The following is a 23,377-nucleotide window of genomic DNA, read 5'->3' on the forward strand; positions in this document are numbered from 1 at the left end:
GGTCCCTTTACTTCGCTGCGTTGGCGAGCTCGGCGGCCTTGTCGGCGCCCTCGTCCATGGTGGCTGCCAGGGTAACCAGCGGGTGGTTGGCCTCGGCCAGGATGCGGCGGCCCTCTTCGACATTGTTGCCATCGAGGCGGACAACCAACGGCTTGTTGGCATGGACACCAAGCTCGGCCAGTGCACCGACGATGCCCTTTGCCACAGCGTCACACGCCGTGATGCCACCGAAGACGTTCACGAAAACGCTCTTGACCTGCTCGTCACCGAGGATGACGTCCAGGCCGGCAGCCATGACCTCAGCGGAGGCTCCACCGCCGATGTCCAGGAAGTTGGCCGGCTTGACGTTGCCGTGGTTTTCGCCTGCGTAAGCAACGACGTCGAGGGTGGACATCACAAGACCGGCGCCGTTGCCGATGATGCCAACCGAGCCGTCAAGCTTCACGTAGTTCAGGTCCTGCTCCTTGGCCTTGGCCTCGAGCGGGTCAGCCGCGTCCTTGTCCTCAAGGTGAGCGTGCTTAGGGTGGCGGAAGCCGGCGTTCTCGTCCAGCGAGACCTTGCCGTCAAGGGCAACGATGTCGCCAGCGCCGGTCTTGACCAAGGGGTTGACCTCAACAAGGGTTGCGTCTTCCTTCTTGAAGACGTCCCAGAGCTTCAGGATGACGGAAGCAACCTTGCCACGCAGTTCCTCGGAGAAACCAGCAGCAGCAACGATTTCGTCGGCCTTGGCCTGGTCGATTCCGACGGCGGGATCGATGGCGACCTTGGCGAGTGCCTCGGGGCGCTCAACAGCAAGCTGCTCGATTTCCATGCCGCCTTCAACCGAGCACATAGCCAGGTAGTTGCGGTTGGCCCTGTCCAGCAGGACGGAGAAGTAGTATTCCTCAGCAATGTCGGCGCCCTGGGCGATCATGACCTTGTTGACGGTGTGGCCCTTGATGTCCATGCCGAGGATGTTGGTGGCGTGCTCCAGCGCTTCGTCAGCGGACTTTGCGACCTTGACACCGCCGGCCTTGCCACGGCCACCGACCTTTACCTGCGCCTTGACGACGGTCACGCCGCCGATGTTCTCGGCAGCAGCCTTTGCTTCTTCAGGAGTGTGCGCCACGATGCCGGCGAGCACGGGTACACCGTGCGCTTCGAACATATCGCGCGCCTGATATTCAAACAGGTCCACGGTTTAGTGTCCTTCTACGTCGAAGTAGTTTCTGTACAGCCGGAAACCACGGTGACCGCGAAAACCGGCTGCGGATAGGTGCGCATCGAACGGCCGCCAGGCAGCCGGTCACATTGCGCAAGTTCCTCTCGAACTTTAGCCCCCCGGGGAGGCCAGCCGGTTCTACAGTACCTGTTAAGTGAGTAAGCACACACTTCTATCGACCGTAGAAAAACCGCTATATGACGCGGTTTTCCGGCGCGTCCGGACGTCGTCATGCCAGGACGACAGGCCACTGGGAGCCTTTAGGAATCCAGTTTGGTCAGCGGCGCGTAACGCAACAGCAGCCGTTTCTCCCCGACGTCGAACTTCACCTTCGCCACGGTCTTGTCACCGGCGCCTTCGATGCCGATCACCGTGCCGTTGCCGAAGCTCGTGTGGTTCACTTTGTCCCCCACGACGACGGCGACCACTTCCTTTTGGGGCTGGACACGGTTGCGTACGACGGCGGCCGGCACGTCCGCGTTGAAGCCCGCCGTAGCGCTGGCGGCAGCCCCGCGCGACGTTCCGGCACCCCAGAAGGACCCGCCGTAACGCCCGGAACCGATAGGGGCGTTGCCCCAGCCGCTCACTTGGCGGGAGGTGCCTTCGCGCTTCCACTCCACGAGACCGGTGGGGATTTCCTCGAGGAATTGACTGGCGGGGTTGTATTGACTCTGGCCCCACATGCTGCGCACCTCCGAACGTGTCACATAGAGGCGTTTCCGTGCACGGGTGAGGCCAACATAGGCCAGGCGACGCTCTTCCGCCAGTTCCTTTGGATCCGTTGCTGAGCGCTGATGCGGGAACAACCCGTGTTCCATGCCGGTGAGGAAGACCACGGGGAATTCCAGGCCCTTGGCGGTGTGGAGGGTCATGAGCGTGACCACGCCCATCCGCTTGGCTTCTGCCACGGCGGCGGCAGCGTCCGCGGAGGATCCCTCCGGAGCGTCCGGGATCTGGTCGGCGTCGGCTACGAGGGAGACTTGCTCCAGGAACTCACCCAGCGAGCCTTCGGGGTTGTCGCGCTCGTATTCGCGGACCACCGCCACCAGTTCGGCGAGGTTTTCCACGCGGGATTCGTCTTGCGGATCGGTGCTGGCACGGAGCCCGGCAAGGTAGCCGGTCTGTTCCAGGACAGCTTCCAAAGCTGCCGCGGCCCCCGAACCGGAAGCCACTTCGGCCAAGTCATCGAGGAGCTTCACGAAGCCCAGGACCGCATTCACGGAGCGGGTGGCCATGCCGGGAGCCTGGTCTGCCCTGCGTGCCGCAGTCATGAACGACGTCCGTTCGCGTTCGGCGAGCGCCGCCACGGCACCTTCGGCACGATCGCCGATTCCCCGCTTGGGTTCGTTGAGGACGCGACGCAAATTGACGTCGTCGTCCGGGTTCACCAGGACACGAAGGTACGCGAGGGCGTCCTTGATTTCCTTGCGCTCGTAGAATCGGGTGCCGCCCACCACTTTGTACGGCAGGCCGACGCGCACCAGGACGTCTTCGATGGAGCGGGACTGGGCGTTGGTGCGGTAGAAAATGGCGACGTCGCCAGGACGCAGGCCATCCTCGTCCTGGAGCCGGTCGATTTCCTTGGCGATGAACTGGGCTTCGTCGTGCTCGTTCTCCCCCACGTAGCCGATGATCTTCTCGCCGTCGCCCTCGGCCGTCCAGAGTTTCTTGTCCGGGCGGTTGGGGTTGCGCGAAATAACGGAGTTCGCCGCGCTCAGGATGTTCTGGGTGGAGCGGTAGTTCTGCTCCAGCTTGATGGTGCGGGCTTCCGGGTAGTCCTTCTCGAATTCGACGATGTTGCGGATGTCCGCACCACGGAAGGCATAGATGGATTGGTCGGAGTCGCCGACGACGGTCAGCTCGCTCGCCTGGGGACCCTCGCCGACGATTTCGCGGACCAATGCGTACTGGGCGTGGTTGGTGTCCTGGTACTCGTCCACGAGGACGTGGCGGAATCGACGGCGGTAGGACTCTGCGAGCGCGGGGAAGGCCCGGAACATGTAGACGGTCTGCGCGATGAGGTCGTCGAAGTCCATGGCATTGGCCTGGCGCAAGCGCTGGGTGTAGCCCTTGAAGACCTCGGCCACGGCTTGCTCGAAGGGTTCGTTGTAATTGGCGCTCGACGCAAACGCGTCGTCATCAATGAGCTCGTTCTTGAGGGCCGAAATCTTGTGCTGGATGGCTTTGGGGGCGAACTTCTTGGGGTCCAGGTCGAGGTTCTTCGCTACGAGAGTGATGAGCCGCAGGGAGTCCGCGGAGTCGTAGATGGAGAAGTTGGAGTTCAGCCCCACGTTTGTGGCTTCGCGCCGCAGGATGCGCACGCAGGAGGAGTGGAACGTGGAGATCCACATCGACTTGGCGCGGGCACCCACCAGGGCCTCGATGCGTTCCCGCATTTCCGCGGCCGCCTTGTTGGTGAAGGTGATGGCCAGGATCTCACCGTGGTGGGCCCGCCTGGTGGCGATCAGGTACGCAATGCGGTTTGACAGCACGCGGGTTTTGCCCGAACCCGCTCCGGCCACGATCAGCAAGGGGCCGCCGGCATGTTTGACGGCTTCCTCCTGCTGGGGGTTCAATCCTTCGAGCAATGCCTCCGCAGACGGCAAGCCCGAGTGGCCCCGGTCTTGCCCGCCTCTGGGCGTGCCACCCCAGGACACACCCCCGCCGGGCGCAGAGTCGCCAGGCGCACCCCCGCCGGGCGCAGAGTCGCCAGGCGCCGGGCTGCTTCCGGCGCGTGAAAGCATGGCCGGAGCGGCCTTGGTGGCAGCTCGGCTTGCAGCTTTGAAGGGGCCATCCGCGTACGGGTCAAACAACATATCCATGGTGTTTACCAGTCTAGGCGGTGGCCCTGACACCGGAGGACCCGCATGATCTTCCACGGTGCCGGTCAAATACCGGCCCAGCCGGGAAATACGGCGGCTCCGCGCCGCCCCGGTGTGGTGTCGAAATACGGAACCCTCCTGGGGTTGTGCATCACCACTAAGGACGGCGCATGCTCACAGGAACCGCAGCACCATGTCCACCCGTCAAACGAAGGACGGCGCATGCTCAGGCGAGCTGCGGCACCGAGGTGAGCGCCGCGCGCAACTCGCGTACCGCCGTCGGGCCTCCAGCAAGGAACCAGTCCAGGCCGTTGACGCGTACGACGTCGGTGTCCCCGCCGGCTGCGCGGACGATCGCTTTGCCGGGGAGCCAGTCCCACTCAGGACAGCTGTGTTGGAACCAGCAGCCCAGTTCGCCGTCGGCCACGCGGCCAAGATCGCAGGAGCCGGAACCGAACATGCGCAGTGAAGCGGCGGACACCGCTGCAGCGTGCCAGGGCATGGCGGCGCGGGGATCGGCAAGCCAGGTGGGGTGGATGTAGGTCGCGGCACCGAGTTGACTGAGGGCAGCCCCCGACGGTCCCGGGATCCGTTCGTCGTTGAGGGTCGCGGGGTGGCCTTCGCCGCCGGTCCAGAGCTTGTCCAGCTCCGGCTGATAGATGGCCCCGAGGATGACGTCGGCGTCCGAGGCGACCCCATGTGTTGCCGTGCGCTCGTGCTTCAAGGCGATCGCAGAGCACCAATACGTGGAGCCGTGCAGGAAATTGTAGGTACCGTCCACGGGATCGATCACCCACGTGCGGCCGCTGTTTCCTGCCACCGAGCTTCCTTCTTCACCCAGGATGCCATCGTCCGGGCGGCAACGGCGCAGTTGCTCGAGGACGTAGGCTTCAGCCGCATGGTCGGCGGCGGTCACCACGTCCGAAACCGAGGTCTTCCGTTCTCCCTGCAAGCCGCCCATCCGCATCAGCAGGGCGAGCTGCCCGGCTTCGCGGACCAGGGCCGCAGCGAGTTCGTAGTCGTCGAGCGAAGGATCAAGTTCTGTGGCGGAGTGCCTGCCAGTGGTCATGGGTCCAGCTTATGTGCCGGGATAATGAATGACATGGCCAAGACCCCAGCCCAACGCATCAAGAAGCATGGCGCCAATGCCGCTGTCCCCCAGCACCACTTGCCGTCGGTGATCAATCCCACCACCCAGCGGTCCCCCGAGAAGGCTCAGAACAACGGCCGCCTCATAGTGATTGCCGGGGTGGTGGCCAGCCTTTTCCTGTTCTGGTACGTGCACCTGCTGACCCTGAACCAGATGACCCAGTTGTCCGGCGGCATGGCCATGCCCGATTCCCTCATCGGAGGGTTCTCCACCGACTACGTCCATCAATTGCACGGCGCCATGACGGACGACGCCCGCGGACAGCTCAGCTACATCCACAAGACCGCCGGAACCCTGTTTCCGCTGATCTTCGGCTTCACCTGGCTTCTGCTCATTGGCACGAATGTGGCCGGAAAGGCACTGCGCTGGGCCTTGTGGGCTGCGCCCCTGCTCTTCGCCGTAGTCCGCTTGTGGAGCAACGTGGCAGTTGACGCCGCGCTGGGATCCGCAACGCCCGACGCCGGCCAAGTGGCTTTGGCTTCCACGCTCACCGTTGTGGGCTGGGTACTGTTCCTGCTGAGCCTTTTGGCTGGCGGCGCGGCTGTGTTCCTGGGGCGGCGGCGTTCCAAGAGCGCCTAACAGGGCCAGCGCCCGCGGGCGCTCCTATTCCGAATCAGGCCCTATTCCGAATCAGGCCCCGGAACGAGCATCTCCCGGGCTTGGAGGGCCCGCTGGTGGGCGCCGGCTTTGTCGAAGCGATCGGCCGCTTCGACCAGGCTTTCTTTCGCTGCCTGCTGGTTCCCAGTACCGGCTTGGGCCCGCGCCATCAAGAGGTAGACCTCGCCTGCCATCTGAGCGGGCAGTTGGTCAGCGCGGCCCCTGATTTCGTGCAGCAGCTCAAGCGCCGCCCCGGCGTCTCCCGCCAGGTAGTTCCAATGCGCGCGGTTGAGTCGAAGCAGGAGAATTTCCTCTTCGCTGCCACCGACGACATCGGTGGCAAGCTCCGCCCGTTCAATGCACCGCAGGGTGGCCGCATCTGCCACTTCCGCCGCCAGCCTCATCGCCGCCGACGCCTTGTTGAATTTGGCCCAGACATCAAGGTTCCGGGACGGGGAAAAGGTTTCCGCAGCAAGCTCATGGTAGTGGAGCCCTTCATCGATTTTGTCGCAAAGGAAGGCCACATTGCCGATCACCCAGTACGCTTTGCCGGCCAACTGGTCATCCATTTCATCGGAGATTCTTTCCGAGAGGGACAGGCACTCCCCCCATGCCTCCTCAAGTTTGCCGGATTCGCCGAACGCCGCGATCAGTGCCTGCCGGGCATGGACGTCGATTTCCATGTCTGCGTCATCATCGACCAATCCAACTGCCGACGCCGCAGCCGAGGTGGCCATCTCCAGGAGCCCTTCACCCCGCAGGGAGTTCGCCATCAAGATCAGTGCCCGGGCCCGGTGTTGGGGTGAGGCCACAGCCAACGATGCCTCGGAAAGGGACCTCGCCAGCGTAGTGCTCGCAGCGAAATCACCTGCGTCGAGAAGATTCTCTGCTTGAAGGAAAGTCATGTTCCACCAGCCGGCGGAATCGCCCTCATCAAGGGCAATATCGGCGGCAGAACGCGCGCCATCGGCAGCCTTGGCGAAGTCGTGGCTGGCCCGGTGCCCCCTCGCCTGCAGTTCCGCAGCGGCGTACGACGGCGCAACCTTCTTTTCTCCCATGGCTCCATTATGTCCCTGAGACACTCCGCCGATGATTCAGGCGAGCGTTTAGCATGTTTCTGCACCGTGTGGACGAACACTGATGACACGGCGTGTCGTTACTCTTATAATGAGCGTGCTTCACTTCGTTCACTCCAGTCGCATCAGTCACATACCATCAGGAGCTTTCGCATGAAAAGAACTCTCGCCGCCCTCCTCGCGGCAGCAGCAATCTTGCTCGCAGGAATTACCGGCTCGGCAGCAGTGTCCGCCAGCAGCCAGAGTCCCTCGCAGGATTCGTCCATAGCCACGGGCTGGTGGCCGAACTTCGCCCAGAACTCGGCAGAGGCCACGGGCTGGTGGCCGAACTTCGCCCAGAACTCGGCAGAGGCCACAGGCTGGTGGCCCAACGCCACTACCCAGGGTTCACCTCAGGCCACAGGTTGGTGGCCCAACGCCGCCACCAACTCCACCCCCTCCAACTAGCTACACCTGAAAGGCACCGGACCCGAGGTCCGGTGCCTTTCCGTTGCCTGCCTTTCCCTTACCGCGGGAGGCATGCTCAGGTGGCGCGCAGCAGTTCCGCGAATTTTTCTGCTGCCATGGGCCGGCCAAAGTAATACCCCTGGCCACTGGCGCAGCCCAGTCGGGCAAGCTCAGCCGCCTGCTCCGCCGTTTCGATGCCCTCGGCAACGGCCTGCATTCCGCATGCATGAATCAGCTGGAGAACAGCCGCCACAAAGTCCCGTTCCTTGTCGTCCGTGCCCAGGCCTTGGATAAGGGAGCGGTCGATCTTGACCACGTTGACGGGAAGGCTGCGCAGGTAGCTGATAGACGAATAGCCGGTGCCGAAATCGTCGATTTCCAAGCGGATACCCAGACGCCGGAGGCCGGTCAGAGAGTATTTGTCGATGTCGCTGCCGTTCACCGCCATCGACTCCGTCAGCTCGATGACCAGCTTGGATGCCTCCACTCCGGTTTCGGCGAGCACTTCCCGCACATGCTCGATCAATTCCAGGCTTTGCAGTTCGGTTGTCGAAATATTGACGCGCATGCTGAAGTCTTCGTCCACGCCCGGGCCGTCCAGCCACTCGCGCAATTGCTGCATCGCCCGCCGAAGAACCCAATAGCCGAGATCGATGATGATTCCGGTTTCCTCAGCCAGAGGGATGAATGCATCCGGCATCAACAATCCCCTGTCGGGGTGGTTCCACCGCACCAGCGCTTCAGCGCCTTCAATCCGGCCAGAGGCCAACTCGACAACAGGCTGGAAGTGGAGGACCAGCTGATCTGTCCGGATGGCTTCACGCAGCTCGGAGATCATGAGTCCTTGGAGTCGGCGCGCGTACAACAAAGCCGGCTCGAAAACCCTGACGCTGCTCCCCGGCTCGGCCTTTGCCGCATACATGGCCGTATCGGCTTCCATTACCAGGTCGTCCACGGACTGTCCGGGCTCGGCGACCCGGAGCCCGATGCTGGTTCCACAGATGATCCGGACTTCGCCAATGTCGATGCTCTCACCGACTGCTCGGAGGATCCGCTTGGCAACGCCCCTCGCGTGCGCCGCATTGGATTTGGGCATCATGACGGCGAATTCGTCCCCGCCGAGCCTGGCCACCATGTCAGTGTCGCGGACCGCGGCGAGCAGGCGCCTGGCCGTGACCTTCAAGACGGTGTCCCCCGCGCCGTGCCCCAACGTGTCGTTGATCCCCTTGAATGAGTTCAAGTCCAAAACGAGCAATGCGGGTGGGAGCTCGCCCCTTTCGGATTCGACGAGTTCATGGTTCAGCGCCCTTTCGAGTGCGGTGCGGTTGGCCAACTGGGTCAGCGGATCAGTGAGCGCCATCCTTTCGAGTTCGATCTGGGCCTCGCGCAGCATGGCTGTTCGGCTTTCGACCCGTTCCTCGAGCTCCTGGTAGATGGCCTGGAGATCGTCCGCCATGAGGTTGATCCCGGTAATGACAGCAGCCACTTCGTCCCGCGGACCGGAGACCGGGATCCTCGTGCTGAGGTCGCCGTCCGCAATCCGGACCACCCCTTCAACAAGGGCAAGGAGCCGGGGGTCCTGGGGCTCACGATTCACGGTGGTGCTCTCTCAACCAGTCACGGGCTTCGGCCTCGGAGGTGAAGAACTGTCCCGGAAGGGAGCCTGGCTTCGCGCGCAGGAGAAAGTGCGCGATCACACGGTCCACAGGACTCTCCCCCAAGAGGGCACAGGCTGAAACGACCACGGAATTCGAGTACGTCAGGCGCGCGTCGTCCGTGACGGACAGCACTCCTGTCACCCTGAGCAGAAGCGGAAGCCTCCGTCCGTCCGCAAACATGCGAACGGCTGCCGCGGCCGCCCGCGCCTCCGGCGAGCGGACTACGGTGTTCGGCGGCAGGGTGACTTCGACAATCCCGTCCTCCGCCAAGTCGACGGTGATCTGATCGGCAGGGGCAGGCACGTCTTCGGATGAAGCATCCAAGGCATCATCGGGAAGCCGGGCGGGCAGTGTCTGGGCGCTCATCGCTGCGTGGCCTGCCGCCGTCGGACGATGGGCCCGTGGGGGCCCATAAGGGCGCTACCCGAGAGCCCGGAAGCTGCCCTTATGGGGAATATATCGCCTGCGTGTCCCGGACGACGCAGAACAAGCTGATGAGTCATGGGTCCTATGTTCTGCCGTGTCGATCAATCTAGTCTGCGCCAAGACTGCATGGAACCCTCAGCCCGGCGCCATTCCGGTGAGTGCACTCATGATAGTGCAAAGATTGCCCACCCGCTGACACGAGGCTACCCACGAAAACTCAGCGTTTTGCAAGCCGCGCCGCCGTTCGCCGTACTTCCCGAACCCTTTGCGCCACCACTAGCCCGGCGACGGAAAATCCGATCGTGACCGGATAAGCCATCAGGCGTTCCAAGGTTCCAGGCTCGGGGACATCCATCCTTGTCAGGCCACCGACCACGAGGGCGCCCAGCGTCAACGTCCCGCACGCCAGGATGAACCAGCTCATCGCGGTATGGGGCAGCCAGAGCAGCCCGAGGAGCAACAGTGCGAATGCTCCACCGATGAAGAACATGAGGGCGCCCACAAGGTGGAAGGGAGATCCGAGGTCTTCCGGCACAAAACCAACAACCACGGTTCCCAGCCCGGAGATACCCGCCAGGACCCGGACCGCGACGGCGGTGGGCCACGCTTTACGGTAGGCAGCACCCTCCAGGATGCGCACTCCGGGACGGGCAGCTATGCAGAGGAGCGCCGAAGTCAGCAGCAGCGCCCCGAAAAGCATGCCGAGGCCCTGCACCACAAAGGAGGCATTCATGAGCAGATGCAGCGGCGAACAGACGTCGCGGTGTTCGTAGATCCCGCACCTGAGCGCGCCAAGATCGCTGATGAAGCCCGTCCGGCGATCGTAGGGCCCGGGACCGAGCCAGGCTTCGATCACCGCCGATTCGGCCACGAAATACTGCACCACGCTCAACTGGGCCCAGCCGCCGATGTTCGAGCGGATGGTGCCCAGGTCCGGGAGGTGGTCGCCGAAGGCGGCCGGCGCCGTCATCTGCTCTCTCATGCGCGCCAGCCTAGCGCGCGGCGTTCGGGGGCGCGGGCCGTCGGTGTTCAGGGGCCACTAGTGTTCAACGGCTGCCCCTGCAGCTTGTATGCTTGTATGCGTGCCCGGCCAGCGGCTCCCAGGAGCTTCCAGCACGCGCACAGGCCCTCGTAGCTCAGTGGATAGAGCACGGCTCTCCTAAAGCCGGTGTCGTTGGTTCGATTCCAATCGAGGGCACTTGAAAGACCAGCTGCGCGAATCGTCTCCGGTGCAAGACCTGCGGGCCTACCTGCTGGGCAGCTGGACCGTGGAACGGTCCCTGTGGGACCGGGCGGGCGGCACCCGCGGTACGTTCACCGGCGTCGTGCGCTATTCAGGAACCCCCAACGGCGGGCTCCTCCTTCGCGAGGACGGCACCGTGACCTGGCCCACCCACACAGGCCCGGCCTTCCGCGAATACCTCCTGCGCCCCTCGGGCTCTCCCGCCGCGATGGACGTCTACTTCCCGGACGGGAAACCGTTCCACCGCATGAGCTTCCGCGATCACGCCAACGAGGACAGCCACTGGTGCGATCCCGATGACTACAAAGTCAATTACCTCTGGGGCGGGCAGGATGCTTTCAGCTACGCTTGGGACGTCCACGGACCGGCCAAGGATTTGCTGCTCGAATCCCGGCTAAGGAGAGAGCAATGACCCGCAACAGTCCAGCCAAGGACCTGATAGTCGTCAGCGCGGTCTGTGTGTACGACGACGCCGGACGGCTCCTGACGGTGCGCAAGCGTGGCACGGACAAGTTCATGCACCCCGGGGGCAAGCCCGAACCAGGTGAAACCGCGGCGGAGACGGCATCCCGCGAGCTGGCCGAGGAAGTCGGAATCGACGTCGACCCGGCCGATCTGGAGCCCTTGGGGAGTTGGCTCGCCATCGCCGCGAACGAGGCCGCCACGGATATCCAGGCTACCGTCTTCACCGCACCGGGCATGTGGGAGGCCCATCCTTCGGCCGAGATCGCAGAGATCCGCTGGTTGGATCTCTCTGCTGAACTTCCGGACGACTTGGCTCCACTCCTGACGGACCATGTCCTTCCCTTGCTCGCGAAAAAGTAGGGCGTCCCCGCGCGGGGACAATGCTGCGGGTGTCACTACCTGAACTTCCCTGTTTTCCCATGAAAATCCGGTGAGAACTGGCTATAGTGATCGCACAGTTTGTTTTAACTTGATACAGGCTGCATTGTCAGATCCAGCTGGGGGATCGCATGCAATCTCTTGAACAACGCCGACGCGCCCGGGGAGACGTCGGCGGGGGATCCGGCGCGGAAGTCCGCCGGGAACCGACGCAGTTCCGTGACACTCCTACGGAGGTCAAGGCCTACTCGACGGCGGGAATGGCCGGCTGGGCGGCGCAACTGGGTTCTCCCGCGCCCGAGGCTCCGCGTTCCCGCAGAATGGCCAGGACCGGCGGGATAGCCGCGATCGCAGCGTTGTTGCTCTACCTGACGTGGCGGATCGCATTCACCATGCCGCTTGGAGGCGGGGATCTTGTCATTGCGTGGACGCTGGTGACGTTTGAGGCCCTTCCCCTGACGGGGCTGGTCCTGAAGTCCATCACGCTGTGGAACATCGACTGCTATGCGCCGGAGCCGGTTGCCGAACCACCCAATGGCATGAGGGTCGCCGTGTTGATCCCCACGTACAACGAACCCGTTGAGGTCCTTGCCCCCACCATCGCTGCGGCCTGCGCCCTTCAGCCGAGCCACGAAACGTGGGTGCTGGATGACGGAAGCCGCCCGTGGGTTGCGGAGATGTGCGCATCCTTCGGTGCAAGGGTCATCACCCGCACGGAGCATGACCATGCCAAGGCGGGCAACATGAACCACGCACTGGAGCTCATGGCCGCAGAGGAAGCGTCCGGCAAAGACGCAATAGACATCATTGCCGTGCTGGACTGCGACCACGTGCCCCTGCCCACGTTCCTGACAGCCACCTTGGGATGGTTCGCCGACGAGGAAATCGCCCTCGTCCAGGGGCCGCAGGCGTTCTACAACTCCGGAGCCTTCGACGACGACGGCATCTCAGGCGAACAGGGTTTGTTCTTCAACGTCCTGATGCCTTCGCGCAATGTTCCCGGCGCAGGGCCGTTCTGGTGCGGCTCAACCTCGCTGCTCCGGGTCAAGGCCCTTCGCGAGGTAGGCGGAGTGGCCACCGAGACGATCACCGAGGACATGCACACGACCCTCAAGCTCATCCGGCGCGGATGGAAGACCGTCTACCACCACCAGACGCTCGCTGTGGGCCTGGCCCCGGCAACAGCCGATCAATACCTGCTGCAGCGCCGACGCTGGGGCATGGGCGCGATGCAGATCCTGACCTACGAGCGCCTCTGGGCGGCCAAGAGCTGGATGACCTGGCGAAACTTCCACGAATACATCAACGGAACTTTATGGTGGCTGGAGGGCATTGCCACTTTGGTTGCCTTCATCATTCCCATGGCGGTCATGGTCTCAGGCGCCCAGACCTCCACGGCCGGGCCAGTGGAGTTCACCCTGGCCTTCGCAGCCATGTTCTGGGTCCGTCTGTGGGGCGCCAAGAGACTCATGCGCCACCAGATCCACTGGCCGACGGCGTTCGCCCTGCGGATTTTCCGCGTTCCCGTTGGGATGGCTTGCCTTTGGTGGCTCGTTTCCCGAAAATCCTTGGAGTTTCAAGTCACTCCGAAAGGCGCTGCGGAACTTCGACTCCGCGGACGGGCCCCACGGATGCTCATTGTGCTGATCGTCATTGTGGCCGCGATTATTCTCTATGCGACGGCCGGAGTCTTCGGCTGGGTGCCTTGGCGGACAAGTCCGGGCTCCACGATCGCCGCCGGCGTCTGGCTGGTTCTGGCCGGGGTTGTCTTGGTGCTGGGGACGCTCCGGATCAGAGCCGCCGAATTCGCCACATCACGCAGGAGCGCCCACCGGGTCACCATCAACCTCCCTATCACGGTCGAGGGCGTCGCAGGAGAATTGCTTGACCTCTCCATGGGAGGCGCCGCAGTTCGAGTGGAGGCCGACGCGCTGCCCGAGGCCGGTCGCGTTCACCTCGCGCTGCCTGGGGCTACACCGATTGCCCTGGACATCGTTCGGGTCTGGTCCACGTCGAGGGAAGGCCGCACGGCGTCGCTGCGGGTTCGCGACGGCGACTGGAACGCGTATCGAGGCCTCGCACTCTGGCTGTTCCATACTCCCGATGGTGTCCTGCCCGGCTTTCCCCGTGGTGTCCCTGCCGTCGCAACCCGGGAGTCGGCATGAGCGGCCTCATCTTGCGCAAGCCCACCCTGGCCTGGACAGTTGTCGTCACCGCTGCGGCGGTGGCCGTCCTGGCGATGGTCCTCGGGGCAAACCAAGGGGCGTCCGCGGCGCAGGCCACCGGGGACCTCGCCATCCTGGCAGCCGCGCTGCTCGCCACAGTCAGTTGTGCCCGGGCAGCACGGCGCAAAGACGAAAGCTCCCGTGCGTGGCGGGTCATGGCTCTTGCCACCTTGCTCTGGACCATCGGTCAAGCAATCTGGACCTTCTATGGGTTGACGCTCGACCATGACTATCCCTATCCCTCCCTAGCCGACGCCGCCTTCGTGGGCTATTCGATCCCGGCCGCGATTGCCCTCTACTTGTTCCCGCGTCCCCGGGTTTCCCGGGTTGCTTTCGTGCGCGCACTCCTGGATTCGGCAGTGATCGCATCCGCCGTGCTGTTCATGAGCTGGGCCACCGTCCTCGGTTCCATGTACAGGGCGGAAGGCCAGGAAACCCTCGCCCATCTCACCGGCCTGGCCTATCCCGTTGCCGATATCGTGATGGTCTCCATAGTCCTCATGCTCACGATGCGGAGAGCACCGGGAGAACGCCTCAGATGGGTCTGCCTGGGTGGCGGGCTCCTCGTCCTGGCGATCACTGACAGTACTTATGTGAAGCTGACCTTCGACAACATCACGGGGCTCACCGGGACTCCCCTGGCGGCTGGCTGGATCGCGGCCTTCCTGCTGATCGCCCTCGCCCCTCTGGTCCCCTACGCCCCCCGTCCCCGGACGGACCGGCGCCTCTACACCCTGGCGTTGGAGCTCCTCCCCTACGTCCCCGTCTTCGGTGCTGTCATGGTGGCGCCCATACGCGTCGGGCGTCCCAGCGACCCCTTCCTCCAAACCGTAGGCCTTACGGTGCTGGCCCTGGCCATCACCCGCCAGATCCTCATGATCCTGGAGAACATCAACCTCACTCGGGACCTTGAATCCAAAGTTGCCGAGCGCACGTCGGAACTCGAAGGCTTGGGCGCGATCGTCAACTCTTCGGCAGATGCCATTGTGGGCAAGACCCTGGACGGTGTCATCACCAGCTGGAATCCCGGAGCCGAACGGATCTACGGATACACCGCCGCGGAGGCAATCGGCAGGAATGTTTCCTTCATCATCCCGGACGAGCTTCAGGACGAGGAAAAAGAACTCTTGGCAGCCATCAGGGCCGGCGGGGAAACCCACAGCTACGAAACAGCACGGGTCCGCATCGACGGTTCGATCGTTCCGGTCTCGCTGACAATGTCCCCGATCCGCGGAACGGCGGGCATCCGCGGAGTCGCCACGATCGCCCAGGACATCACGGAACGCAGGATCGCCCAGGCCGAGTTGGTGACCGCCCGGGAAGCCGCCGAGGAAGCCAGCCGCTTGAAGTCGGAGTTCCTCGCGACCATGAGCCATGAGATCCGCACACCGATGAACGGTGTGATCGGCCTGACCGGCTTGTTGCTGGACACCAGATTGGAGGAAACCCAGCGCCAATATGCCGAGGGCGTCAAGGGTGCCGGCGAAGCCCTGCTGACCCTGATCAATGACATTCTGGACTTCTCGAAACTCGAAGCCGGCAAGGTCGACCTGGACCCCGCGCCCTTCAATCCACGCACCCTCGTGGAGGAACTCGCAGTCCTCCTCGCCGAAACCGCACAGGCCAAAGGCCTGGAGCTGATTGCGTACTGCCGGCCGGAAGTTCCGACGATGCTGGTGGGCGACGCCGGCCGCATCAGGCAGATCCTGCTCAATCTGGCCTCAAACGCAGTGAAGTTCACGCCCTCAGGGGAAGTCGTCATTAGCGTGAAGCTCGTGGAGCAAGAATCCGCGACCGCGCGGGTACGCTTCGAAGTCCGGGACACCGGAATCGGGATCGAGGCAGCAGACCATCTCAGGCTCTTCGAATCGTTCTCGCAGGCCGACGCCTCAACCACCCGGCGGTACGGCGGAACCGGCCTTGGACTGGCGATCTCCCGGAGGCTTACCGAGGCAATGGGCGGCGAGATCGGGGTGGACAGTTCCTTGGGCAACGGCAGCACTTTCTGGGCCACCCTTCCCTTGGCGGTGAGCGGGCCTGCCGCAGCTCCGCCGTCGATCTCGCCCGAGCAACTGACGGGACTCCGGGTCCTGGTAGTGGACGACAACTCGACCAACCGCCTGGTGCTGCAGGCGCAATTGGCGGGCTGGCGGATGAATCCGGAGGCTGTCGGCGACGCCCAACAGGGCTTGGACCGTTGCCGCGAAGAAGCCGCCGCCGGGCGTCCCTTCGACATTGCGGTGCTGGACATGTGCATGCCCGACATGAACGGCTTGGAGCTGGCCCACAAGCTGAGCACCGACGTCGCGCTCGCGTCCACGCGGATCATCATGCTGACATCCACCATGAATGTGGACAAAGCCGAGCTCGTGGCCGCCGGGGTCCAGGAATGGTTGACAAAGCCCGTGCGCAGCTCCGAGTTCTATGACCGCCTCATGCGTCTCGTCGCGACACGTCCGATCGCGGCTCCCGCGGTTTCTCCCGCAATCCCGGTGACCATCAGCCAACCTTCGCGGGGCCTAATTTTGGTCGTCGAGGACAACGAGGTCAACCAGCTCGTGGCCCGCAGCATGGTTGCGAAGCTCGGGTACGTGGCCGACGTCGTAGCTGACGGCAGCGAAGCAGTCGCCGCGACGGCGGCAACAGAGTATGCCGCGGTCCTGATGGACTGCCATATGCCCGTCATGGACGGATTCGAGGCCACCAAGGCCATCCGTGCCCGGAACGATGGCCGCAGGAGGCTCCCCGTCATTGCCATGACCGCAGGCGCCCTGGATGAGGACCGTGAGCGCTGCCTTGCGGCCGGCATGGACGACTATCTGACCAAACCGGTGGACGTGGACAAATTGGACCAGGTCCTCTCGCGATGGATACCTGAAACGCGGAAGGAAAGTGGCGGACCCGCACTCGACCCCGCGAGGCTGGAAACGCTGCGTGACCTCGGCCCGGCAGACGGACTGGGGTTGCTTCCTGCCGCGGCCCAAGCCTTCAGGCAAGACATCCAACCGAGCCTGCAAGCACTCCGCCGGGCTTTGGACAATGGAAGCGGAGACACTTTCAGGCAAGTGGCCCACAAATTGAAAGGCGCCGCGGCCAACATCGGGGCCGCCCGCGCCGCCCGGATGTGCGAGGAATTGGAACGCAGCTCTTTAGGCGGCAAGCCCGTCGATCCCGCACTCCTGGCGGCTCTTGAAGCCGAACTTGACCTCGTTGACAAAGCGCTGGACCACGCCCTGTCGGTAGCCTCGTGAAGGTCCTGGTGGCGGACGACGACTTCGGTTCGCGTCTGGTGGCGAAGGCGGCAGTGGAGCAGTCCGGCCATGAATGCATCGTGGCCGCGGACGGCAGCTCCGCCTGGGAGATGTACAGGCAACACCGGCCGCAAGTTGTCGTGACTGACCTGATGATGCCCGGGCTCAACGGACTGGAGCTCTGCCGAGCCATCCGCTCCGCGGAAGAGGACTCCTACACGTACCTTGTCCTTGTCACCTCGAAGGATTCACGAGAGGACGTCGTCGCGGGCATGCAGGCCGGCGCTGATGACTACGTGGCCAAGCCGCTTGACCCGTTCGCCCTGCATACCCGGCTGTTGGTGGCGCAAAGGGTGACTTCGCTGCACACGGATCTTGCGCGCTACCGTGCCGCGCTCGCGGAGCAAGCGCGCACCGATCCCCTGACGAAGCTCCATAACCGGCTGAAGCTCTCCGAGGACCTGGAACAGCTGCACCAGACAAGCGCCCGCTACGGAACGGACTACAGCCTGGCGATCTGCGACGTGGACAATTTCAAGAGATACAACGATCTTTACGGCCACCAAGCCGGTGACCTCGCCTTGCAGTCGGTTGCGGCCTCCCTTGCCGGCGAAGGGCGCGAAAGCGACGGAATCTACCGCTTCGGCGGGGAGGAGTTCCTCTTCCTGCTGCCGGGCCAGACGGTATCCGGCGCAGAAACAAGGCTCGCACGAGCTCTCGAGGCCGTGCGGGACCTGGGCATTGCGCATTCAGGCAACCCCTCGGGCACCCTGACCTTGAGCGCCGGTCTCTCGGCCTTTGTGCCCGACCACCGGGTCAGCAGCGAACGCCTCCTCAAGGAAGCCGACATGGCGTTGTACACCGCCAAGTCCGCCGGCCGGAACCGCGTGGAAGTTGCGCCGGAAGTTCGTCAACACACCCGGAGCTGAGACTGCGGCCAGCTGAAACCCCGGCGTCTACAGCTCCGGAACAGCTTCCTGTGCCACAGCCGTCGCCTCCGCGAACTGCGTGTTGTACAGCTCCGCGTAGCGCCCGTCCGCGGCGAGGAGCTCTGCGTGCGTGCCGCGCTCAACGATCGATCCGTCCTCCACCACCAGGATGACGTCGGCGGCCCGGATGGTGGAGAGCCGGTGGGCGATCACGACGGCGGTGCGTCCCTCGAGTGCCTCGCCCAAGGCCGCCTGGACGGCGGCTTCACTCGTGGAATCCAAGGCCGCCGTGGCTTCGTCGAGGATGACGACCCTCGGTTGGGCGATGAGGAGGCGTGCGATGGTGAGCCGCTGGCGTTCCCCGCCGGAAAGGCGGTAGCCACGCTCCCCCACCACGGTCTCCAAGCCATCCGGCAAGGAGCGGACCATGGCTTCGAGCCGGGCGCGCCGGAGCACGTCCCACATTTCCTCGTCCGTCGCTCCAGGCAGGGCCAGCCGCAAGTTGGAGGCGATGCTTTCATGGAAGAGGTGCCCGTCCTGCGTGACCATGCCCAGGGTCGCCCGGAGGGAATCGAACGTGACGTCCCGGACATCCAGGCCGGTCCCTTGACCGCGGCCGCCCAAGCGCACGGCGCCGGAGTCGACGTCGTACAGGCGGGACAGCAGCTGGGCCACAGTGGACTTGCCCGCGCCGGAAGACCCCACGAGCGCCACGGTTTGACCGGGCTCCACGCGGAAGCTGATTCCGTGCAGGACCTCTTCGCCGCCGCGGGTATCAAGCGTCGCCACTTCCTCCAGCGATGCAAGGGACACCTTGTCCGCGGACGGATAGGCGAAGCGGACGTCGTCGAACTCCACCGCAACGGGTCCCGAAGGCACCGCGACGGCGTCGGGCTTCTCCTGGATGAGCGGCTTAAGGTCCAGGATCTCGAAGACCCGCTCGAAGCTGACCAACGCGCTCATGACCTCCACGTGGGCACTGGACAGCGCGGTGAGCGGCGCATAGAGCCGGGTGAGCAGCAGTGCCAACACGACGACGTCGCCCGCCGCCAGCTGCCCGCTCAGTGCAAGCCAACCGCCCAGTCCGTAAACGAGCGCGAGGGCCAGGGCGGAAACGAGGGTCAGCGCAGTGATGAAGGTGAACTGCAACATGGCGGTGCGGACACCGATGTCCCGCACGCGGCCGGCGCGCAGGGCGAACTCGGCGGATTCTTCGTCCGGGCGGCCGAACAGTTTGACGAGCGTGGCGCCGGGTGCGGAGAAACGCTCCGTCATTTGGGTTCCCATGGCCGCGTTGTGGGATGCGGCTTCACGACGGAGGTCGGCCAGCTTGGAGCCCATGCGGCGTGCGGGGATGAGGAAGATCGGCAGCAGCACCATCGCCAAGACTGTGACCAGCCAGGAGGTGTTGAGCATGACCACAAGGGTCAGGGCCAAGGAGACGACGTTGCTGACCACTCCGGAGAGCGTGCCCGCGAAGGCCGATTGGGCTCCGATGACGTCGTTGTTGAGCCGGCTGACGAGGGCTCCGGTACGGGTCCGGGTGAAGAAGGCGATGGGCATGCGCTGCACATGGTCGAACACCCGCGTCCGCAGATCAACGATCACGCCTTCGCCGATCACGGAAGACAGCCACCGGGTCAGCAGTCCCACTCCGGCGTCGGCGACGGCGACGGCAGCGATGAGCGCGGCCAGACCGACCACGACGTCCACGCCTGCATGGGCGATGAGCGCGTTCACCACCTTGCCGGCCAGCACCGGGGTGGCCACGGCAAGGAATGCACCGGCGATGGAGGCCAGTACGAAGGCGATCAGCTTGTTGCGGTGCGGTTTCGCGAAAGCGAGCACGCGCTTGATGGTTTCCCGCGAGAACGGCTGGGAGCCGCTCTTGGCGCGGGTGATGTTGTAGAGCGAGCGCCAGGCGACGCCATCCATGCTCATGGCTTGTGATTCCCCATTCCGGAAGTGTGGTGCAGTTCGGTCACGGTGCCGTTGTCAAGGTGCCAGCGGGAATCGAGCCGGACGTTTTCGAGCAAGCGGCGGTCGTGCGTGACCAGCAGGAGCGCGCCTTCGTAGCCGTCGAGCGCATCCTCAAGCTGCTCGATCGCCGGCAGGTCGAGGTGGTTGGTGGGTTCGTCCAGGACCAGCAGGTTGACGCCTCGGGCCTGCAGCAGCGCGAGCGCCGCGCGGGTGCGTTCGCCCGGGGACAAGGAATCCACGGTCCGGGAGGTATGGTCCGCCTTGAGGCCGAATTTGGCCAGCAGGGTGCGGACATCCGCGGAGTTCCATTCGAGCAGGACGGATTCGACGGCGTCTGCCAGGGTGAGGTGCCCCGCCAGCAGTCCGCGGGCTTGGTCGATCTCGCCGATCGCCACGGATGCACCCTTGGAGGCGTCTCCGGCGTCGGGCTGTTGAAGCCCGAGCAGCAGCCGCAGGAGGGTGGACTTTCCTGCGCCGTTGGGTCCGGTGATGCCAATGCGTTCGCCGGCGTTGAGCTGGAGGTTGACGGGTCCCAGCGTAAAGTCGCCTTGGTGTGCCACGACGTCGCGCAAGGTTGCGACGACGGAGCTGGAGCGCGGAGCCTGGCCGATACTGAACTGCAGCTGCCATTCCTTGCGCGGCTCTTCCACCTCGTCAAGCCGGGAGATGCGGGACTCCATCTGCCGGACTTTCTGGGCCTGCTTTTCCGAAGACTCAACGCTCGCCGCCCTGCGTATTTTGTCGTTGTCCGGGCTCTTTTTCATGGCGTTGCGGACGCCCTGCGAGCTCCATTCGCGCTGCGTCCTGGCCCGGGACACGAGATCCGCCTTGGTATTGGCGAATTCCTCGTAGCGTTCGCGGGCGTGCCGCTTTGCCACCGCCCGCTCTTCGAGGAAGGAATCGTAACCGCCGTCGTAGACCGCCACGCTGTTCTGCGCCAGGTCCAGTTCCAGCACCTTGGTAATGCAGCGTGCCAGGAACTCACGGTCGTGCGAGACCAACACGGCGCCGCCGCGAAGGCCTTGAACGAATGATTCAAGGCGGGCGAGTCCGTCGAGGTCCAGGTCATTGGTGGGTTCGTCGAGGAGCACGACGTCGAAGCGGCTCAGCAGGAGCGCCGCCAAGGCAACGCGGGCGGCCTGTCCGCCGGACAGGCCCGTCATGAGTGCCTCCGGACCGGATTCCAGGCCGAGTTCCGCCAACACCGCGGGGATCCGGTCCTCCAGGTCCGCGGCACCCGATGCCATCCAGCGGTCAAAAGCCAAGGAATACGCGTCGTCGGCATCCGCGGTCCCGGCTGCCAGCCCCTCGGCGCCGGCCTCCATCTCGGCCGTGGCCTGGGCGCAACCCGTGCGGCGGGCAATGTAGGCGGCTACGGTTTCGCCGGGGGTGCGTTCGTGTTCCTGGGGCAGCCAGCCCACAAAGGCGTCGCTGGGAGCGAGGCTGACCGTGCCCTCTTGGGGGCGGTCAGCTCCTGCGAGGATGCGCAGCAGGGTGGATTTCCCGGCGCCGTTAGCGCCGACGACACCCACGACGTCTCCTGGAGCGACGGTGAGGGAGAGCTTCGAGAACAAGGTGCGGTGACCGTGGCCGCCGGAGAGCTCTTTGGCGACAAGCGTTGCAGTCATTGGTCTATCCTCTCACTGCTCCGCCCTTGAGCGGAAAGACCGGCCAAGCGAAAAGACCGGGGCATGGAAGAACCCGCTGGTCCGTACTTGGGGGGTGTGCGGACCAGCGGGTTCGAGAATCAAGCATAATTCAATGTGCCCGCATCGTAAAATCAAGCTCGCAGTCCTTGCCGGAACCGTCTTCCGGGAGCCTCCTGCGGGAACCGTCTATCAGAAAGTGGTTCATGTCCCTCCCTTCCAAGGCGTTCCAACGCTGGCTGCACGGGATCGCCCCGAACACCAGCACGGCCGATGTCTGCCGCTTTTCGGGAGTGAAACGCACCACATTGGCCCAGCAATTGGTCCGCGGCAAGGTTGCGGAGAGTTCACTCGTGAGCATCAGCCGGGCCTTCGACATGAATCCCTTCGACGCATTGAGCCAATTCGAGGCCTACGCGGCGCTTCGCGGGACCCCGGTTCCTCCCACTGACGCGGAACTCGTCAGCCAGGTCTCCACCATGGATCTGCTGCGTGCAGTCGTCGAGCGCTCGGACACCCGGGACGGCGTCCCGCCCTTGGTCCTGGCGGAGACCCCGCACCCGAGTTCAGTCAGGAACTGGGTGGACGCGATCGACGACGGCGAGCTGCGCCACCGGGTGAGCGGTGGCACGGGGATCGCACCGCAGAACTTCTCCGCGTACCTGACAGCCAACCGTTTGCCCCCGGAACTGGCCTTGGCGACGTCCCGGGCGGCCGGCGTCGGACCGGCCGGAGGCCTCGTGGCCAGCGGCCTCGTCACCGAAGCCGAGTCGGGATGGGCCCCCGGGGCGCGGCGGGAGGCACTGGACAGGATGACAGAAGGCGAACTGGCCCTGTTGGCCGGAGAGAGACTGCAGGCACTCGGCAAGGCCCTGCGCCGCCATGAGCACGAGCTCGACCACAGCAACAGAATCTGGGAGAACCTGGGATGACCACCGTGTTGGCGTGGGCCACGCTCTCTATTTGCCTCATTTTGACGGCCATTCGCATTCCCAGCGCCGTCCGGGGCGAGAACCGGATGATGTTCGTCCTGTTCACGCTGATTTCCCTCGACATCCTGCTCAGCATCGAGGGTCCTTACTTGTTGATCGACTCCTGGCTGGGCAACTTCAACCTCTGCAACCTGCTGCTCCGGTTCATGCTCTACGGAACGTTCCTGCTCATGGGAATCAAGGTGGCGAGGGCCTTTGCCTCACCCGGCGGGGAACGTGCCATCCGGGGGCCTATCGGCTTGGCCGTTTTGGGAGCAACCGCGGTCCTCACGGCCTTCTTTTTCTTCTCGATGGACACCTCGGACTCCACTGTTGGCCTGAATGACCTGGATCCTGGGCCAGCCCTTGATACCTACGCGGCCTTGGGCAGGTTCTACCCGGGCTACGTTGCCGCATGCCTCATCCCGGGCATGTGGCGGTCCGTTCGAGGTTCGGGTCCCGTCCTGCTCCGGACCGCCTCCGCGACTTTGCTTCTGGGCCTCGGTTTGCTGATCGTTTCGCAGGTCTTTCCGCTCATCCCGCTATCCAATACGTGGCTGCGGCCGCTCATCAACTACTCGGCCGCTTTGGCGACTGCGATTGGATTGGGAGGCATCTGGCTGTCCAAAATCGTTGCCAGCCGGACTCGCCGCACGGTAACGTAAAAACATACCGCGTAACCTCTTTCATAAATCCATTATATCGTGCCATAATTATGAATGTGTGAAGGCGACGCAGCCTGACCTTTGAATCAATGAACGGGTTTCCAAGGTTCGTGGCGCGTGCGGGAGCACTTTTGGGGGGATGAGTGGTGGCGGGCTGTTGGGGACCGCCCCCACTCAGCCTTTTTAAGCGTCCTTCCGCGTACGCCCGCCGCACCCCCGCAGGACCCCGGCACGGTCCCGTGACTAA

18 protein-coding genes and 1 tRNA gene are annotated in these 23,377 nt (G+C 64.2%); 10 read left to right on the top strand and 9 right to left on the bottom strand.

Annotation, left to right across the window (positions count from 1 at the left end):
* Positions 1–7: 7 nt before the first annotated feature.
* From sucC to AB4Z38_RS12505, 3 genes are all read right to left on the bottom strand, one after another.
* The gene (sucC, locus tag AB4Z38_RS12495) at positions 8–1,177 is read right to left on the bottom strand and encodes an ADP-forming succinate--CoA ligase subunit beta (protein ID WP_441430014.1); all 1,170 of its coding nucleotides are present in this window, start codon (positions 1,175–1,177) and stop codon (positions 8–10) included.
* Between the two features lie 284 nt (positions 1,178–1,461).
* A complete protein-coding gene (gene pcrA / locus AB4Z38_RS12500) occupies positions 1,462–4,023 on the bottom strand; it encodes a DNA helicase PcrA (RefSeq protein WP_441430015.1) in 2,562 nt (853 codons plus the stop codon).
* A gap of 226 nt (positions 4,024–4,249) precedes the next feature.
* Complete coding sequence (locus tag AB4Z38_RS12505) at positions 4,250–5,092, bottom strand: inositol monophosphatase family protein (protein WP_441430016.1); 843 nt, start codon at positions 5,090–5,092, stop codon at positions 4,250–4,252.
* 33 nt (positions 5,093–5,125) lie between these two features.
* Here AB4Z38_RS12505 and AB4Z38_RS12510 point away from each other — a divergent pair, with 33 nt between their 5' ends.
* The gene (locus AB4Z38_RS12510) at positions 5,126–5,752 is read left to right on the top strand and encodes a hypothetical protein (protein ID WP_441430017.1); all 627 of its coding nucleotides are present in this window, start codon (positions 5,126–5,128) and stop codon (positions 5,750–5,752) included.
* Positions 5,753–5,793: 41 nt separating this feature from the next.
* Here the strand turns inward: AB4Z38_RS12510 and AB4Z38_RS12515 are convergent, their stop codons facing one another.
* Positions 5,794–6,828, bottom strand: coding sequence for a hypothetical protein (locus AB4Z38_RS12515; RefSeq protein ID WP_441430018.1), 1,035 nt, complete (start codon positions 6,826–6,828; stop codon positions 5,794–5,796).
* Positions 6,829–6,999: 171 nt separating this feature from the next.
* On the opposite strand from AB4Z38_RS12515, the gene AB4Z38_RS12520 reads away from it, so the two are divergent.
* Positions 7,000–7,293 (top strand): hypothetical protein, encoded by a 294-nt coding sequence (locus AB4Z38_RS12520; protein ID WP_441430019.1) that lies wholly within the window; start codon positions 7,000–7,002, stop codon positions 7,291–7,293.
* 76 nt (positions 7,294–7,369) lie between these two features.
* On the opposite strand, the gene AB4Z38_RS12525 is transcribed toward AB4Z38_RS12520, so the two are convergent.
* The 3 genes from AB4Z38_RS12525 to AB4Z38_RS12535 all read right to left on the bottom strand — a co-directional run bounded on the left by AB4Z38_RS12525 (position 7,370) and on the right by AB4Z38_RS12535 (position 10,359).
* A complete protein-coding gene (locus AB4Z38_RS12525) occupies positions 7,370–8,890 on the bottom strand; it encodes a putative bifunctional diguanylate cyclase/phosphodiesterase (protein WP_441430020.1) in 1,521 nt (506 codons plus the stop codon).
* Positions 8,880–9,317 (bottom strand): DUF7793 family protein, encoded by a 438-nt coding sequence (locus AB4Z38_RS12530; RefSeq protein ID WP_441430021.1) that lies wholly within the window; start codon positions 9,315–9,317, stop codon positions 8,880–8,882. Before AB4Z38_RS12530 ends, AB4Z38_RS12525 begins: the two co-directional genes overlap by 11 nt.
* A gap of 277 nt (positions 9,318–9,594) precedes the next feature.
* Positions 9,595–10,359 (bottom strand): hypothetical protein, encoded by a 765-nt coding sequence (locus AB4Z38_RS12535; protein WP_441430022.1) that lies wholly within the window; start codon positions 10,357–10,359, stop codon positions 9,595–9,597.
* A 143-nt stretch (positions 10,360–10,502) separates the two neighbouring features.
* Between AB4Z38_RS12535 and AB4Z38_RS12540 the strand changes: the two genes are divergently transcribed.
* The 6 genes from AB4Z38_RS12540 to AB4Z38_RS12565 all read left to right on the top strand — a co-directional run bounded on the left by AB4Z38_RS12540 (position 10,503) and on the right by AB4Z38_RS12565 (position 17,868).
* Positions 10,503–10,575: transfer RNA gene (locus AB4Z38_RS12540), tRNA-Arg, on the top strand.
* Between the two features lies 1 nt (position 10,576).
* Positions 10,577–11,032: a DUF6314 family protein gene (locus AB4Z38_RS12545; protein ID WP_441430023.1), complete on the top strand. Its 456-nt coding sequence runs from the start codon at positions 10,577–10,579 to the stop codon at positions 11,030–11,032.
* Complete coding sequence (locus AB4Z38_RS12550; RefSeq protein ID WP_441430024.1) at positions 11,029–11,445, top strand: NUDIX hydrolase; 417 nt, start codon at positions 11,029–11,031, stop codon at positions 11,443–11,445. The genes AB4Z38_RS12545 and AB4Z38_RS12550 overlap by 4 nt, the downstream gene beginning before the upstream one ends.
* Positions 11,446–11,594: 149 nt before the next feature.
* Positions 11,595–13,628 (top strand): glycosyltransferase family 2 protein, encoded by a 2,034-nt coding sequence (locus AB4Z38_RS12555; RefSeq protein ID WP_441430025.1) that lies wholly within the window; start codon positions 11,595–11,597, stop codon positions 13,626–13,628.
* The gene (locus AB4Z38_RS12560; protein ID WP_441430026.1) at positions 13,625–16,939 is read left to right on the top strand and encodes a response regulator; all 3,315 of its coding nucleotides are present in this window, start codon (positions 13,625–13,627) and stop codon (positions 16,937–16,939) included. Before AB4Z38_RS12555 ends, AB4Z38_RS12560 begins: the two co-directional genes overlap by 4 nt.
* A gap of 8 nt (positions 16,940–16,947) precedes the next feature.
* On the top strand, positions 16,948–17,868 hold the full coding sequence (locus AB4Z38_RS12565) for a GGDEF domain-containing response regulator (RefSeq protein WP_441430027.1): 921 nt from the start codon (positions 16,948–16,950) through the stop codon (positions 17,866–17,868).
* Positions 17,869–17,895: 27 nt separating this feature from the next.
* Here AB4Z38_RS12565 and AB4Z38_RS12570 read toward each other — a convergent pair whose 3' ends face one another.
* Both AB4Z38_RS12570 and AB4Z38_RS12575 read right to left on the bottom strand, forming a co-directional pair.
* Positions 17,896–19,809: an ABC transporter ATP-binding protein gene (locus AB4Z38_RS12570; RefSeq protein WP_441430028.1), complete on the bottom strand. Its 1,914-nt coding sequence runs from the start codon at positions 19,807–19,809 to the stop codon at positions 17,896–17,898.
* Entirely contained in the window at positions 19,806–21,476 is a 1,671-nt protein-coding gene (locus tag AB4Z38_RS12575) for an ABC-F family ATP-binding cassette domain-containing protein (protein WP_441430029.1), read from the bottom strand. The genes AB4Z38_RS12570 and AB4Z38_RS12575 overlap by 4 nt, the downstream gene beginning before the upstream one ends.
* A 224-nt stretch (positions 21,477–21,700) precedes the next feature.
* On the opposite strand from AB4Z38_RS12575, the gene AB4Z38_RS12580 reads away from it, so the two are divergent.
* Positions 21,701–22,426 (top strand): hypothetical protein, encoded by a 726-nt coding sequence (locus AB4Z38_RS12580; protein ID WP_441430030.1) that lies wholly within the window; start codon positions 21,701–21,703, stop codon positions 22,424–22,426.
* Positions 22,423–23,130 carry a hypothetical protein gene (locus AB4Z38_RS12585; RefSeq protein WP_441430031.1) on the top strand — a complete coding sequence of 236 codons (708 nt, stop codon included), beginning with the start codon at positions 22,423–22,425 and terminating at the stop codon, positions 23,128–23,130. Before AB4Z38_RS12580 ends, AB4Z38_RS12585 begins: the two co-directional genes overlap by 4 nt.
* Positions 23,131–23,377 lie beyond the last annotated feature (247 nt).

It is taken from the genome of Arthrobacter sp. 2RAF6 (genome assembly GCF_052115205.1).
Classification (GTDB): Bacteria; Actinomycetota; Actinomycetes; order Actinomycetales; family Micrococcaceae; genus Arthrobacter.